This is a genomic window from Leucobacter sp. Ag1 (assembly GCF_000980875.1).
Lineage (GTDB): Bacteria > Actinomycetota > Actinomycetes > Actinomycetales > Microbacteriaceae > Leucobacter > Leucobacter iarius.
Genome location: NZ_LAYO01000073.1, coordinates 1 through 14,419, shown reverse-complemented (window position 1 = coordinate 14,419; position 14,419 = coordinate 1). Strand labels below are relative to the sequence as shown.

Below are 14,419 nucleotides of genomic sequence, written 5' to 3'. Positions count from 1 at the left end.
GATCGGGCCGGGTGGGTGGGGATCATCGCGCGCGGGTGCCGAACGGGCGATGCCGACGGCAGAATGAGGGCATGCAGATTCCACTGGTGCTCGTGCCGGGCCGACCCTGGAGCACGATCGTGCTCCAGGCCACGGTGATCGGTCTGAGCGTCTGGCTCCTCGCGCTGCAACCGTCCCCGCTCTGGGCGACGGTCCTGCTCTCGCTCTCGCTCGCCCTCCTGGCCGTGCGGCTCATCGCGCTCATCGCGATCCCCACGACCGGGTCGAGTTCGCTCGCGACGGGCGCACCGGATCCGCGCCTGCGGCGACGGGAGGTGCTGATGGCGGCCGCTGCCGGTGCCGCGGCGCTGCTGGCGAGCGCGAGCTCCGGGGCGACGAACGGGATCGGCACGTTCCCCGCGGCGGTGGCCGCGGCGATCTTCCTCTCGGAGATCGCCGTCCCGATCGGTGCGGCCCTCGCCGTCTGCGGTGCCGCGATCCTGCTGCACTGCCTCAGCGCCGGCTTCGCCGGCGCCTCCATCTCGCAGCTGGTGAACACGCTCTTCGGTCTCGGGATCGGCATCGCGGCCGGACTGAGCTGGCGGCAGCGGGCCGCCACCGCCCGTGACCGGGCGCGCGCAGCGGAGCGCGAGCTCGCACTTCGCGATGAGGCGCGCAAGCGCTCGCTCGCACGTGATCTGCACGACGTGCTCGCGCACAGCCTCGGAGGTCTGGTCGTGCAGCTCGACGCCGTCGCGCTGCAGATCGAGGCCGGACGGATCGAGGCTGCCGGAGCGCGGGTCGCCGCGGCCCGGGAGCTCGCGGTCGAGGGGCTCCGGGAGGCGCGCGCGGCGGTGCACGCGTTGCGCGAGGGGAACGATGAGGAGCCGGTGCCGTGGCCGATCCTGCGGGATCGGATCTGCTCGATCGCGAACGCCGTGGGCGGCGATCTGGAAGTCGTGCTGCCCGAAGGCGCAGATCAGCGGGCGCGCGCGTTGTCCGCGTCCGCGGCGATGGCGATCGAGCGCGCCGCCCAGGAGGGGCTCGCGAACGCGCGGAAGCACGGGGGCGGCGCGACGCGCCTGCTGCTCGAACCCGGTAGCGACGACGTGCGCCTGCGCGTCGAGAACGCGCTCGCCCAGGGAGGCCACGTGAACGAGATCCCCGGCGGCGGCTTCGGTCTGCGCGGCCTGCGCGAGCGGGTGCTCTCGCTCGGCCCGCCCGCCGCGATGGAGGCCGGTGAGCGCGCGGTCGATGACGAGTCCGGCCCGCGCATGCGGCGGTTCGTGCTGTCGGTGACGGTGCCGTTCCTCGGGGTCGACGCGTGACCGGCCCCGCGCCCGCGCCCATCCGGGTGCTCGTCGCCGACGATCAGGACATCGTGCGCGACGGCCTGGTCACGATCCTCGACCTCAGCCCCGAGCTCGCGGTGGTCGGCGAGGCGGCGACGGGCGAGCGCGCGGTCGAGCTCGCGGGCGAGACCCGGCCCGATGTCGTGCTCATGGACCTGCGGATGCCCGGCATCGGCGGCGTCGAGGCGACGCGGCGGTTGCGGGCCGAGCAGCCCGGGGTGGCCGTGCTGGTGCTCACGACCTTCGACGACGGCGACTCGCTGCGCTCCGCCCTGGCCGCCGGTGCGCGAGGCTTCCTCACCAAGGACGCCGGCCGGGTGCAGCTCGTGGACGCGATCCGTTCCGTGGCCCGGGGCGGGACCGTCTTCTCGGAGTCCGCGGCCGGGCAGCTGGTACGCGTGTTCGTCGGCGGGGGCGGCGCCGATGGTGCGACCGGATCCGACGGCGGACCGCGGAGCCCGGTCGAGGCCTCGATCGAGAGCGCCCCCGTCGACGCCGCGGCACTCCGAGCGGGGTTCCCGGAGCTCACGCCCCGCGAGAGCGAGGTGCTCGCGGCGATCGCTTCTGGCGCGAGCAACGCCGAGATCGCGTCGTCGTTCTTCATCTCGATCGCGACGGTGAAGAGCCACGTCAATGCGCTGTTCGCGAAGCTCGGGGCGAGCAGCCGCACCGAAGCGGTCGGGATCGTTCGGGATCGCCTGCGCGGCTACTGAACGCGGTCCTCGACAGCGATGCGGTGCTCGGCGAACACCCACCACCGGTAGGCCGCGAACCGGACCGCCGAGCCGAGCGCCAGGCCGATGAAGTTCGCCGAGATGTTGTCGGCGAGCACCGAACGCAGGTCGAGCACGTAGTGGGAGACCCAGAGGCAGAGCAGCGAGACGCCGCTGCCGACGAGGCTCGCGATGAGGAACTCGACGGCCTCGCGCGCGGTGTTGCGTCGGCGGGACGACCGGAAGGTCCACCAGCGGTTGCCCATCCAGTTGACCGCGATCGCGGCGAGCACCGAGATGCACTTCGCGATGATCGGCCACTGGTCCGCGAGCCCCGTCGGCGGGTGGGCGCGCAGCAGGTTGAAGAGGCCGACGTCGACCACGAAGCCGAAACCGCCGACGACGGCGAACTGGAAGAGCTGGCGCACGAGCGTGCGCAGCCCGTCCGTGCGCCGGCGTGGGTGATCAAGCACGGGCTTCGCTCCGAGAGATCTGCGGGAGCGGCTTCGGGCGGCGGAACAGGCGCGAGAAGCCCCAGCCGGTCACCCGCCGGAACGCCTCGAGCACGATGGGGAGCGACATCTTCGAGACGCCGTGCATGCGATCGTCGAAGGTGATCGGCACTTCGGCGATCCGGCAGCCCGAACGCGCCGCCCGATCGAGCATCTCGATCTGGAAGCAGTATCCGCGGCTCGTCACGAGGCCGGGCCGGATGGCCTCGAGCGCGTCCGCGGTGAAGGCCCGGAACCCGCCGGTGATGTCCTTCTGGGGGAGCTTCAGCAGAGTTCCGGCGTAGCGGCTCCCGACGCGGGAGATCCGTTTGCGGTACCAGGGCCAGTGCCCGCCGAGGCCGCCGCCGGGCACCCAGCGCGACCCCACGGCGACGTCGGCCGTGTCGAGCGCGGCGAGCAGCGCGGGCAGATCCTCGGGGCGATGCGAACCGTCGGCATCGGACTGCACGATGACCCGGTAGCCGAGTTCGCGCGCACGGGCGAAGCCGGCGATGTAGGCGGGGCCGAGGCCTCCCTTGCCCGGTCGGTGCAGCACGTGGAAGGCGGGGTCGGCGGAGGCGTAGCGGTCGGCGATGCGACCGGTGCCGTCGGGGGAGGCGTCGTCGACGACGAGGATCGCGGCCTCGGGCAGCACCGCCTGGATCCGGGACACCATGCGCGGCAGATTCTCCGCCTCGTTGTAGGTCGGGAGCACCACGACCGCGCGACCGTTCACGGGTTCCCTCCTGTTGTCTTCTCGAACCGCAGCACCTCCGTGCGCGGCAGCGTCGTCCGCTGCACCAGCCGGTAGCCGGCATCCATGAGCGTCAGCGTATCGGCGGCCGTATGCCCCGCGGCTGGGCGTTCGATGAGCCAGATCCGCTGCGCGGTGAGCTCCGAGGCGACTTCCGACACCGGAGCGAGCGTATCCCACAGACCGGCCTTGCGATCGTACGCGATTCGGAGCTGCGGATCGGCCATATCGGTGAAGCGGTCCTGGTAGAGCCGGTACACGAGTCGAGGATTGCGCGAGGGGCGCACCGATTCGCCGAACAGCAGCGCGTCGCCGGGTTCCGCGTCCGCGGCGATGACGTCGGCGGCCGCACGGAAGTCGGCGCCGCCGTCCTTCGCGAACTCGGTGCGCTGGGAGGCGTAGTGCGGCACCACCGAGACGGCGACCGCGAGGAGCCCGCAGACCACCAGCGACGCCGAAGCGCCCGGGCCGCGCGCGATCCACCCGGACAGGGCGACGATGCCCGCCCCCGCGAGCAGGGCGGCGGCCGGCAGCGAGTAGGCGGTGTACCGCATGTTGTAGGTCGGCGCGATCGCGACGTCGAGCAGCACGAGCGCGAGCGTCGGCAGCAGCAGCCAGACGAGCGTCGGCCAGAACGCGGGTACGGAGCGGGACGCGTGCGGATCCGACTCGCGCGTGCCCGCGGCGGCGCCGAGGCCCGTGGCCAGTCGGCCGAGCGGGCCGCGTCGGCCGACCGAGAGCGATGCGATGGCGCCGATCAGGATCGGGGTCCACAGCACGATCGCAGTGCCGGGGGTGCTGAACCACTGGGTCGCGAGGATGTTCTGCAGGGTAAGATATCCGCGGTTGGCGAGGAACGCGACCTGGTCCTTCTGCGCGAGGGTGACGACGACGAAGGGCAGCGACAGCACCGCGGCTCCGACGGTCGCACGGAGCCAGCCGCGCAGCAGGCGGGTGCGCGCGGCCCCGATCGCGGCCGGGGCCGGATCCGCTCCGACGCGGGTCGCGGTGAGCGCCGCCACCAGGTGCACGGCGGGCAGGAAGAGCAGGTACAGGAAGAGGGCGCCCGATGCGGCCGTGGCGACCGCGTAACCGACCCACTCCCACCGGCGGGCTCCGCCGCGGCGGATGATCGACGAGATCCAGAGCGTCAGCCAGACCGCGGCCGCGATCGACAGCGCGTAGCTGCGCGCCTCGACCGCGAGGTCGGTGGTGCGCGGCAGCAGGGCGAAGACGATGCCGGCCGCGACGCCGACGCTCGGCTTCCACCAGCGGGCCCCGAGGAGCACGATCCCCGCGGCCGCGATGCCGATCGCGATCGCGCTGAGGGATCGGGTCGCCGCCTCGCTCGGGCCGAGCAGATCGACCCAGGCGTGCAGCAGCAGGTAGTAGGCGCCGTGCACCGCGTCGACGTGCAGCAGCTCGGCGGGGAGCGAGCTCAGGGGCCGTACAGCCGACATCAGGCTGGCCGCCTCGTCGCCCCAGTAGGAGGGGATCCAGGAGCCCCAGAAACCGACCAGCGCGGCGAACACTCCGATCGCCGGTGCGACCCAACGCGGCGGGGTGCGCGCGGCGGAAACGGTCATCCGTCCAGTATGCCGCTCCGAGCGTGCACAATGGACCCATGTCAGCTGTCAAAACCGGCCCGACCGACGCCGATGTCGACGCGTTCCTCGATGCCGCGACCCCCGCGGTGCGCCGGGCGGACGGGATCGAGCTCGCCCGGATCTTCGCGGAGACCACGGGGGTCGAGCCCGTCATGTGGGGCCCGTCGATCGTGGGCTACGGCTCCTATCGCTACATCTCGGCGGCCAACCCGCGCACTCGAGGCACCTGGCCCAGGGTCGGATTCTCGCCGCGGAAGTCCGCACTGTCGATCTACGGGCTGAAGGACCTGCCCGCCGGCGCGGAGCTGCTGCCGGAGCTCGGTCGCTACACCGAGGGGGCGGGCTGCGTGTATGTGAAACGGCTCTCCGACATCGACCTCGGAGTGCTCCGGCGCCTCATCGGGATCGCGTGGGAACGCGAGGACGATCCCGAACCCTGAGCGGCGGCTGTGGGAGCGCCCCGACTGATATTCGGGTGTCGCACCATCCCACCCCGACCGGCGTAGTGTGAGCGCCATGAGCGAAGATGCGGTGGTCCGCACGGTCGGGCTGCAGAAGAACTACGGTCGGGTCAGAGCACTGGACGGCCTCGATCTCTCGGTGTCCGCGGGCGAGGTCCACGGCTTCCTCGGCCCCAACGGCGCGGGCAAGTCGACCACCATCCGGATCCTCCTGGGGCTCGCTCGGCCGAGCGGCGGCCGCGCCGAGGTGTTCGATCGCAATCCCTGGAACGACGCGGCGAAGCTGCACCGGCGGATCGCGTCCGTGCCCGGCGACGTCAGCCTGTGGCCGAACCTCACGGGCGGCGAGATCATCGACCTGCTCGCCCGCCTCCGCGGCGCCGACACGCGCAGCGCCGACTACCGCTCCGAGCGCGATCGGCTCGCACAGGCGTTCCAGTTCGACCCGCGCAAGAAGGGGCGCTCGTACTCCAAGGGCAATCGGCAGAAGGTCGCGCTGATCGCCGCGTTCTCGGTCGCGGCCGAGCTCTACATCCTCGACGAACCGACGAGCGGTCTCGACCCCCTCATGGAGGTCGTGTTCCGCGAGGAGGTCGAGCGCGTGCGCTTCCAGGGCGCCGCGGTGCTGCTGTCGAGCCACATCCTCTCGGAGGTCGAGCAGCTCTGCGACCGCGTCAGCATCATCCGCGCCGGGCGCATCGTCGACTCGGGCACGCTGGCCGAGCTGCGGCACCTGACCAGCACCGAGATCTCCTTCGTCGAGCCCCCGGGCGGTCAGGCGCTCGACGTACCGGGCGCGGTCGACCTCGAGGTGAGCGGCGGGCGCGTGCGGTTCACGGCGCCGAGCGACGGGGTGTCCGCACTGCTGCCCGAGCTCGCGCGGCTAGGCGTCACCGGGCTCCGCATCGAGCCGCCGACGCTCGAGACCCTGTTCCTGCACCACTACGGCGACGACCTTGCGAGCGGTTCGCCGGGCGTCGACTCCGCGACCCGAGCGGGGCGACGGCACGCCCGGAACGCAGCAGGAGGTGCGTGATGCCCGCCCTGATGCCGCTGCTGCGGTTGCGGATCCGCCGCGACCGGGTGCAGCTGCTGCTCTGGATCATCGCGACCGTGCTGCTGGCCTACTCGGCGCAGAGCGGGGTGTTCGCGAGCTACGGCTCGCTCGCCGAGCGCAAGGTGCTGCTGCAGACCGTCGTGGCGAATCCCGTCATCCTGCTGTTCCGCGGTCTCCCCTCGGGCCCCGATGACGCGGCGTTCATGCTGTTCCTGATCCTGCCCTGGCTGGCGATGATGGCGGCGTTCATGGCGCTGTTCCTCGCGGTGCGGCACACGCGGGGCGATGAGGAATCGGGCCGCGCCGAACTGATCGGCGCGACGCCGGCGGGGCGTTCGGCTCCGCTCACCGCGACGCTCATCGAGGGCGCCGGCGCGTCGGTCCTGCTGGGTCTGCTGGTCGCGGTGGTCTCCCTCGCGCTCGGGCTCGCTCCGGGCGGGTCGCTCGTGGCCGGCGCGGGCACCGCGGCGGCCGGGTTGGTGTTCCTCGCCGTCGGGCTCTGTGCGGCGCAGCTGATGCGCACGAGCCGGGGCGCGAACGCTCTCGGGGTGTGGGTCCTGCTCGCGACGTTCCTGGCTTCGGGTATCGGCAACGCGCTGGGTACGCCGAGCGCCGATCTGCAGCGCATCGAGAGCTCCTGGCTCGCGTGGACCTCTCCGTTCGGGTGGATCGAGCAGACCCGCCCGTTCGCCGACGACAACTGGGCGCCGCTGGCGGCGGCGCTCGGTCTCGCCGTCGTGCTCGTCGGCGTCGCCTACGCACTGCACGGCGCACGCGACCTCGACGGCGGTCTGGTGCCGGAACGCCCGGGCCCGGCGTTCGCCCCGGCCTCGCTGGGATCCGTCTGGGCGCTCGCCTGGCGACTGACCCGGGGGTCGCTGCTCGGCTGGGGGATCGGCGCACTGCTCACGGGGGCGCTGGCGACCGGACTCGCCTCGGTCGTCACCGACATGGGCGGCAAGGTGCCCGCGGTGCAGCAGCTGCTGCAGGCGCTGGCCAAGGGCGGCAGCGTGAACCAGGGCATGATCGTGATCTTCTATCTGGTGGCCGGGGTGCTCGCCGCCTGCTTCGCGGTGCAGACCGTGTCGCGGGCGCGCCAGGAGGAGGCGCACGGCACGGCGGAGCTGGTCCGCTCGGCGGCCGTCGACCGCGTCGTCTGGCTCGCCTCCTTCGTCGTGGTCGCGCTCGTCGGCGTGGTGGTGATCCTCGCGCTCGCGGTCGCGGGGTCCGCCCTCGGCGCGCTGCGCGCCGGCGACGGCGCGCTGCTGGGCGACGCCGTGATCTCGGGTGCCGGGCAGGCCGCCGCCGCCGCGGTGTTCGCGGCGGTCACCGCACTCGTATTCGTGGTCCTGCCGCGGCTCACCATCGGTCTCGGCTGGAGCCTGGTGCTCGTCACCCTGATGCTCGGACTGTTCGCTCCGCTGTTCGGGGCGCCGGACTGGGTCGTGAACCTCTCGCCCTTCGCAGTGGCTCCGGTTCCCGAGGGCAACGGCGCGGACCTGCGCGGCCTCGTCTGGCTGCTGCTGGTGCTGGTGCTCGCCGGCGGAGCGGCGTTCGCGCTGATGCGCCGCCGGGAGCTCGAAGCAGACGGGTAGGCGCGGCCGCGGCCGGACCGTTCGCCCGAGCGTTCAGGTGCGCCGCGCGGGCGCGCGGCTCGCCTCCCCGCCCAGCAGCGCGATGAGTCCGTCGACGAGACCGACGCGCCAGCACGCGAAGTCGTGTCCGCCGCAGTACTCCCGGTACTGCACGGCCGCTCCGGCACCCTCCGCCAGCGCGCGGAACTCCCGGTTGAGCCCGAGCAGGTGCCCCTCGAACTCGCCGACCTCCTGGAAGATGCGGATCCCGGCCGCGGACCCGCTGCCGCGCCACAGCCCCAGCTGCGCGCCCGGCGCTGCACCGTCCGCGGGGTCCGGCCACCAGAACGAGCCCGATTGCACGATGGCGTTCCGCACGACGTGGGGTGCTCGGCGCACGAGGTCCGCTGCGGCGAGCCCGCCGAGCGACGCGCCGCCCACGACGCGCCGTTCGGGATCCGTCGGCAGCGCCGCGAAGGACCCGGCCCAGGGGAGCAGCTCGTCCGTCAGGAAGTCGGCGAGGGCGGGGTTCATTCCGAGCGCCCTCGGTCGATCGGCGGGGTCCGCGGTCGCGTAGAGCACCGTCGCGACCGGAGCGAGCGCACCGGCCGCCGACGCCCGATCGAGCGCGGGGAGCAGGGGGACCTCCGAGGTGAGCCGGTCGCCGTCGCTGAGGAGCGCGACGCCCGAGACGCCGCGCTCCGCCGCGCTCGCGGGAAGATGACACCAGACGTCGAGCGGGAACCCGAGAACCCGCGAATCGATCTGTCCGCGGTGGACCCTCCCCGCGGGCACGGGATCCTCGGAGGGGTCCGCGCGCACGAATCGCTGCGGCAGCGCGTCGGGGAGCGAGAGGATGCTGCTGCGCCCGCCGCCGGCCGTGACGCACACCTCGCCACCTCCGGGCAGCGCCTCGGTGCGGTCGTAGACCGGGCGCCAGCGCTCGCGGGTGGCGCCGAGCTCGGGATCGAGCGGGCGCTCGACGAGCAGCGCGACGGTCGCGCGCAGCGTCGCGGGCAGCGAGAACGCGCCCGCGTGCAGGCGGCTCCCTGCGTGCCCGACGCGGTCGAGGACGAAGGGAGCGAGGTCGGATCGATGCAGGTGGGTGACGGTGTCGATCAGCAGGACCGCGGACTCGTCGTCGTGCTCGAGGCGGCGGACCACGGTGACGATGCGGTGGTCCGGGGCGTCGGGGTCGGGATCGATCCAGGCTCCGCCGACGCGCGCGGCCTCGGCGAGGACGTCCTCGGCGCTCGCGCCGCGCGCGAGGGCGTCGAGCACGCGGGCGGGCGGTGATCTGCGCGGAATCGGGGGGAGGAAGGGCGGCGGGGACGACGGGGTTGCGATCGAGGCATTCATCGTATGTAGGATAGCCTTACCTTCGTCCGATGTTTGACGAAGCTTCGGATTCCGGATCGGATTCCGCTTCCGCCCGTGACCTCGAGGACCCCGATCGTGACCCGCACCGAAACCGTTCCCTCCCGTGCGCCGTCGGATCGGCCGCCGAGAACGCCGCGCACCGTCGTCCGCGTGACGGCGCTCCTGGTCGCCGGGGCACTGCTCCTGGTCATCATCGCGGCAGCGTTCGCCATCGGCTCCTCGACCATCCCGCTCGATCGCGTGTGGCACCTGCTGCAGCACCCCGACGGCAGCAACGAGAGCTACATCGTCGGCGTCATGCGGTTCACGCGCGTGATCATCGGACTCGCCGTCGGCTGCGCGCTCGCGGTGGCCGGCGCCGTGATGCAGGCCGTGACGCGCAACCCCCTGGCGGATCCCGGTCTGCTCGGCGTCACCTCCGGCGGGTCGCTCGCGGTCGTGCTGGGCGCCGGTTTCCTCGGGATGACCAGCCCCTCGGCCCAGTTCGCACTGTGCGCCGTCGGATCGCTGACCGCCGCCGCCGTAGTGTTCCTCATCGGGACGCGCGGCACGGGGAGCGCCTCGCCGATGCGTCTCGTGCTCGCGGGCATCGCGTTCTCGGCCGCGGCGGGAGGCGTCATCTCGGCCGTGCTGCTGTTGAAGCCGCGGGCGTTCGACGCCTTCCGGTTCTGGGACGTCGGCGGCCTCACCCGCATGGACGTGCCGCTGCCGCTGGTGGTCGTGCCCGTGCTGATCGGCCTCGTGCTGGTGCTGACGATCGCGCGCGGGCTCACCGATCTCTCGCTCGGGGACGACGTCGCCGCAGCGCTCGGCACGCCGGTCGCTCGAACCCGGGTCGTGGCATTGATCGCGCTCACGCTGCTGTGCGCCGCGGCGACGGCCGCGGCGGGCCCGATCTCGTTCGTCGGCCTCGTCGTCCCGCTCGTCTGCGCCTGGATCATGGGCCCGCACCGGGGGTGGATCATCGCGCTGTGCGCCGTCGCCGGACCGATCCTCGTGCTGAGCGCCGACGTGGTCGGCCGCGTCGTCGCGCGGCCGGGGGAGCTCGCGGTGGGGCTGCTCATCGCCTTCGTCGGCGCCCCGGTGCTGCTCGTCATGGTGCTCCGGCTGAGCGGAGCCCGCCGATGACCCGTCTCGCACCCCCGCATCCCTCCGGCACGCGCTGGGTCGGACTCGGCGGCGACCGTTCGCTGCTGCTGCCGCGCCGCACGGTGCGGATCACCGCGCTGCTCCTGCTGGCCTGCGTCGTGCTCGCGGTGATCGCGATCGGCGTCGGCGCCTCCTCCTACGGCTACGCGGATGCCTGGCGTCTGCTGCTCGGCGAGGAGAACCGCGGCGCGCACCTCGTGATCGTCGAGTGGCGCGGATCCCGCATCGTGCTCGCCCTCGTCGTCGGCGCCGCGCTCGGCGTCTCGGGCGCGCTGTTCCAGTCGGTCACCCGCAATCCGCTCGGCAGCCCCGACCTGATCGGCTTCTCGATGGGGGCGCAGACCGGAATCCTCGTCGCGGTGCTGCTGTTCGGCGCGTCGTACGCCTCGGTCTCGGCCGCGTCGCTCGTCGGCGGCATCGCGGTGGGAGCCGTGATCTACGCGCTGTCGCTGCGCAGCGGGTTCGGCGGCCTGGTGCTGATCCTGTCGGGCATCGCCATCAGCGCGATGCTCGGGGCGTTCAACCGCTGGCTGCTCGTGCGCGCCGACAGCGACGCCGCGTTCGGCGCGCTGCGCGCCGTGACCGGAACGCTCGAGGCCTCCGACTGGAGCGTCGCGATCCCGACCGCGATCTGCGTGCTCGTCGTGCTCGGAGCGACGCTCGCGCTCGCGCCGGCGATGCGGGACCTGGAGCTCGGCCCCGATCTCGCGGCGTCGCTCGGCCTGCGGGTGGAACGCACGCGGGCGCTGATGGTGCTCGCGGGCACCGTGCTCGTCGCGCTCGCCACGACCGCGGTCGGCCCGATCATGTTCGTCGCGCTCATCGCGCCCCACCTCGCGCGCCGACTGACGCGCGACTCCGTCGCCTCCCTGCCCGCCTCGGCCGCCATGGGCGCGCTGCTGCTGCTCGGCGCCGACGTACTGAGCCAGGCCGCGCTCGACAGCATGCCCGTCGGCATCGTCACCGCCGCGGTCGGCGGCACCTACTTCATGGCCCTGCTGCTCCTCGAGAACCGGAGAACCTCATGACCCGCGAATCCTCGCCCCGTCTCGCCGCGCGGGACGCGACGCTCGCTTACGATTCCACCATCATCGCGGCCGGGCTCGACATCGGCATTCCGGAGGGCGAGTTCACCGTGATCGTCGGGCCGAACGCCTGCGGCAAGTCGACGCTGCTGCGCGCGCTCGCCCGGCTGCACCGCCCGAGCGCGGGAACCGTGCTGCTCGACGGTGAGGACATCCACCGGCTCGGCACCAAGCAGGTCGCGCGGCGGGTCGGTCTGCTGCCGCAGTCGGCGCTCGCGCCCGACGGGATGCGCGTGCGCGACCTCGTCGCGCGGGGGCGGTCCCCGCACCAGGGCGTGATCCGGCAGTGGAGCGCCGCGGATCACGATGCGATCGAGCGGGCGATGCGCGTCACCGGGGTCGCTCCGCTCGCGGACCGCCCGGTCGACGCGCTCTCCGGCGGCCAGCGGCAGCGCGTATGGATCGCGCTCGTGCTCGCGCAGGAGACGGGGACGATCCTGCTCGACGAACCGACCACGTTCCTCGACCTGGCGCACCAGTACGAGGTGCTCGAGCTGTGCCGACGGCTCAACCGCGACGAGGGGCGCACCATCGTGGCCGTCCTGCACGACCTCAACCAGGCCGCGCGGTACGCGACGCACCTCGTCGCGATGCGCGACGGCCGGATCCGGGCGAGCGGTCCGCCCGCCGACGTCGTGACGGGCGACGCCGTCGCCGAGATCTTCGGCCTGCCCGCCCTCGTCATTCCAGACCCCGTGACGGGAACGCCGCTGGTGATCCCGCACGAACCGCCTCGGGACGCGGTCCACGACGGAGAACCCGAGATTCCGACAGCACCGGCCACCGCGGCCGCAGAAAGGTAAGGCGATGCGCATTCGGCATTCGGCCCAGCAGAACACCCGACCCCGGCGACGGCTCGGAGCGATCGCGGGCGCGATCCTCGTGGCCGCGACGCTCTCGGCGTGCGCCTCGGGCGGCCAGGGGGACGCGGGCGAGGCATCGGGCGGGACGAGCGGCGGGTGGCCGCGCACGATCCAGACCTCGGACGGGAAGCTGACCCTCAAGGAGCAGCCGAAGGTCATCGTCTCGACTTCGACGACGCTCACCGGATCGGCGCTGGCCGTCGGCGCGCCGGTCGTCGCGAGCGCCTCGACCAGCCCCAACATCGACGGCCTGAGCGACGACCAGGGCTTCTTCAACCAGTGGTCGAAGGAGGCGAAGGCCGCGAAGGTGAAGAAGCTCTACGAGAACGCCTCTCCGAACATCGAGAACGCCGTCGAGTACGCGCCCGATCTGATCCTCGTCTCGAAGAACAGCGGCGACTCCCAGATGGACAGCGTCGCGCAGCTGCGCAAGATCGCCCCCGTGCTCGTGATCGACTACAGCGGGGAGTCCTGGCAGGACGTGACGCGCACGATCGCCGAGGCGACCGGGCACGAGTCGCAGGCGAAGGAGGTGATCTCGGACTACGAGCAGCACCTCGCCGACGTCAAGAAGCGGATCGCGCTGCCGCAGGGCACGACCTCCGCGCTCATGGTCTTCGGGGACGGATCGGGCGCGGCCGCGCTGACGAAGGACTCGCCGCACGTGCAGATCCTGCAGGAGCTCGGGTTCCGCATGGCGCAGATCCCGGACTCGGTGAAGGGCGACACCTCGATGGGCGCCGACCGCAAGGACATCGTGAACCTGTCGATGGAGAACATCCAGAAGGGGCTGACGGGCGATAACTGGCTCGTCGTCTCGGCCGACAAGCTCGCGCACGACACCGTCGCCAAGAACCCGGCGTTCTCGACCGCGCCCGCGGTCGAGGCGGGCAAGGTGCAGTACACCCCGGGCGAGACGTTCCGCCTCGACTACTACTCGGCGGGGATGATGCTCGACTCGCTCGCGAAGTCGTACGCCAAGTAGCGGCGGAGCAGGACGCCCCTAGCCGGCCGACGGTGCCGCGGGGGCGTCCTCGCCGTCGATGAGCGGAGCGAAGCGCTCCATGGCCGCCTTCGCGAACCCCTCGGAAGCGGCCTTGTCGGGTCCGGGCTGCGCCACGAGCACGGCGTCGCGGAAGTAGGCGAGCTCCTGGATCGACTCGGCGATGTCGGCGAGGGCGCGGTGGCCGCCGCGCTTCTCGGGAGCCGCGAAGTAGGTGGCCGGGTACCAGCGGCGCGAGAGCTCCTTGATCGTGGAGACGTCGATGCTGCGGTAGTGCAGGCGCTCCTCGAGCTGCGGCAGGTAGCGGGCGATGAAGCGCCGATCCATGCCGATCGTGTTGCCCGCGACGAGGGGGCGGCGACCCGGCAGCACCCACTGCGAGACGTATTCGAGCACGAGGCGGTCGGCCTCCGCGAGGTCGACGCCGGCCTCGATGCGGGGGAGCAGGCCCGAGGTCTCGTGCATGTTCCGTACGAAGTCGTTCATGTGGGCGAGCGCGTCGGGTCCCGGGTTGATGACGAGTTCGAAGCCCGGGTGCAGCGGCTTCAGGTCGAAGTCGGTCACGATCACGGCGATCTCGCACAGCCCGTCGAGCTCGACGTCGAGTCCCGTCATCTCGCAGTCGATCCACACGATCTGTTCGGCGGGGGTGTTCGACACGGGAGCTCTCCTCGGTTCTGCGGACGGACGAGCCAAGTCTACCGACGGGCGGACGCGGCGGCCCCGCCGAGGGAACCCTCGGGCTCCACGTGCAGGATCCGATCGCTCATGTGGTCGATCACGGCCGGGTCGTGCGACACGAACAGCATCGCGGTGCCGCGCTCCGTCTGCACGTCGTCGAGGAGGTCGAGCACCCGTGCCTGCACGGTGAGGTCCAGCGCCGAGACCGGTTCGTCGAGCAGCAGGATCCGGGGTGAGCGGGCGAGCGCCCGGGCGATGGCGACCCGCTGC

At 72.5% G+C, this 14,419-nt stretch carries 15 protein-coding genes; 9 read left to right on the top strand and 6 right to left on the bottom strand.

Annotation, left to right across the window (positions count from 1 at the left end):
• Nucleotides 1-71 precede the first annotated feature (71 nt).
• Together XM48_RS16815 and XM48_RS03540 are read left to right on the top strand one after the other, a co-directional pair.
• Nucleotides 72-1,307 carry a sensor histidine kinase gene (locus XM48_RS16815; RefSeq protein ID WP_052961269.1) on the top strand — a complete coding sequence of 412 codons (1,236 nt, stop codon included), beginning with the start codon at nt 72-74 and terminating at the stop codon, nt 1,305-1,307.
• Entirely contained in the window at nt 1,304-2,044 is a 741-nt protein-coding gene (locus tag XM48_RS03540) for a response regulator transcription factor (protein ID WP_046454412.1), read from the top strand. Before XM48_RS16815 ends, XM48_RS03540 begins: the two co-directional genes overlap by 4 nt.
• Here the strand turns inward: XM48_RS03540 and XM48_RS03535 are convergent.
• Genes XM48_RS03535 through XM48_RS03525 form a run of 3 tightly spaced genes read right to left on the bottom strand, consistent with a single transcriptional unit; the run spans nt 2,038 to nt 4,875 of the window.
• Entirely contained in the window at nt 2,038-2,517 is a 480-nt protein-coding gene (locus XM48_RS03535) for a GtrA family protein (RefSeq protein WP_052961268.1), read from the bottom strand. The two genes, XM48_RS03540 and XM48_RS03535, sit on opposite strands and share 7 nt — an antisense overlap.
• The gene (locus XM48_RS18425) at nt 2,510-3,271 is read right to left on the bottom strand and encodes a polyprenol monophosphomannose synthase (protein WP_046454411.1); all 762 of its coding nucleotides are present in this window, start codon (nt 3,269-3,271) and stop codon (nt 2,510-2,512) included. The genes XM48_RS03535 and XM48_RS18425 overlap by 8 nt, the downstream gene beginning before the upstream one ends.
• A complete protein-coding gene (locus XM48_RS03525) occupies nt 3,268-4,875 on the bottom strand; it encodes a hypothetical protein (protein ID WP_046454410.1) in 1,608 nt (535 codons plus the stop codon). The genes XM48_RS18425 and XM48_RS03525 overlap by 4 nt, the downstream gene beginning before the upstream one ends.
• A 38-nt stretch (nt 4,876-4,913) precedes the next feature.
• Between XM48_RS03525 and XM48_RS03520 the strand changes: the two genes are divergently transcribed.
• The 3 genes from XM48_RS03520 (at nt 4,914) to XM48_RS03510 (ending at nt 8,009) form a co-directional block, all read left to right on the top strand.
• Nucleotides 4,914-5,336 carry a DUF1801 domain-containing protein gene (locus XM48_RS03520; RefSeq protein ID WP_046454409.1) on the top strand — a complete coding sequence of 141 codons (423 nt, stop codon included), beginning with the start codon at nt 4,914-4,916 and terminating at the stop codon, nt 5,334-5,336.
• 76 nt (nt 5,337-5,412) lie between these two features.
• Nucleotides 5,413-6,393, top strand: coding sequence for an ABC transporter ATP-binding protein (locus XM48_RS03515; RefSeq protein ID WP_052961267.1), 981 nt, complete (start codon nt 5,413-5,415; stop codon nt 6,391-6,393).
• Entirely contained in the window at nt 6,393-8,009 is a 1,617-nt protein-coding gene (locus tag XM48_RS03510) for an ABC transporter permease (RefSeq protein WP_046454407.1), read from the top strand. The genes XM48_RS03515 and XM48_RS03510 overlap by 1 nt, the downstream gene beginning before the upstream one ends.
• A 33-nt stretch (nt 8,010-8,042) precedes the next feature.
• On the opposite strand, the gene XM48_RS03505 is transcribed toward XM48_RS03510, so the two are convergent.
• On the bottom strand, nt 8,043-9,347 hold the full coding sequence (locus tag XM48_RS03505) for an alpha/beta hydrolase-fold protein (protein ID WP_084820941.1): 1,305 nt from the start codon (nt 9,345-9,347) through the stop codon (nt 8,043-8,045).
• Nucleotides 9,348-9,443: 96 nt separating this feature from the next.
• Here XM48_RS03505 and XM48_RS03500 point away from each other — a divergent pair, with 96 nt between their 5' ends.
• Genes XM48_RS03500 through fepB form a run of 4 tightly spaced genes read left to right on the top strand, consistent with a single transcriptional unit; the run spans nt 9,444 to nt 13,450 of the window.
• A complete protein-coding gene (locus tag XM48_RS03500; protein WP_197074133.1) occupies nt 9,444-10,496 on the top strand; it encodes an iron ABC transporter permease in 1,053 nt (350 codons plus the stop codon).
• Nucleotides 10,493-11,545 carry an iron chelate uptake ABC transporter family permease subunit gene (locus XM48_RS03495; protein WP_046454405.1) on the top strand — a complete coding sequence of 351 codons (1,053 nt, stop codon included), beginning with the start codon at nt 10,493-10,495 and terminating at the stop codon, nt 11,543-11,545. The genes XM48_RS03500 and XM48_RS03495 overlap by 4 nt, the downstream gene beginning before the upstream one ends.
• A complete protein-coding gene (locus XM48_RS03490) occupies nt 11,542-12,405 on the top strand; it encodes an ABC transporter ATP-binding protein (protein ID WP_046454404.1) in 864 nt (287 codons plus the stop codon). The genes XM48_RS03495 and XM48_RS03490 overlap by 4 nt, the downstream gene beginning before the upstream one ends.
• 4 nt (nt 12,406-12,409) lie before the next feature.
• A complete protein-coding gene (gene fepB, locus XM48_RS03485) occupies nt 12,410-13,450 on the top strand; it encodes a Fe2+-enterobactin ABC transporter substrate-binding protein (RefSeq protein ID WP_046454403.1) in 1,041 nt (346 codons plus the stop codon).
• A gap of 18 nt (nt 13,451-13,468) precedes the next feature.
• On the opposite strand, the gene orn is transcribed toward fepB, so the two are convergent.
• Both orn and XM48_RS03475 read right to left on the bottom strand, forming a co-directional pair.
• Nucleotides 13,469-14,128, bottom strand: a complete 660-nt coding sequence (gene orn, locus XM48_RS03480) for an oligoribonuclease (protein WP_084820939.1) — start codon at nt 14,126-14,128, stop codon at nt 13,469-13,471.
• 38 nt (nt 14,129-14,166) lie between these two features.
• Nucleotides 14,167-14,419: AAA family ATPase (locus XM48_RS03475; protein ID WP_046454402.1), on the bottom strand; the 253-nt coding region annotated here is incomplete at its 5' end.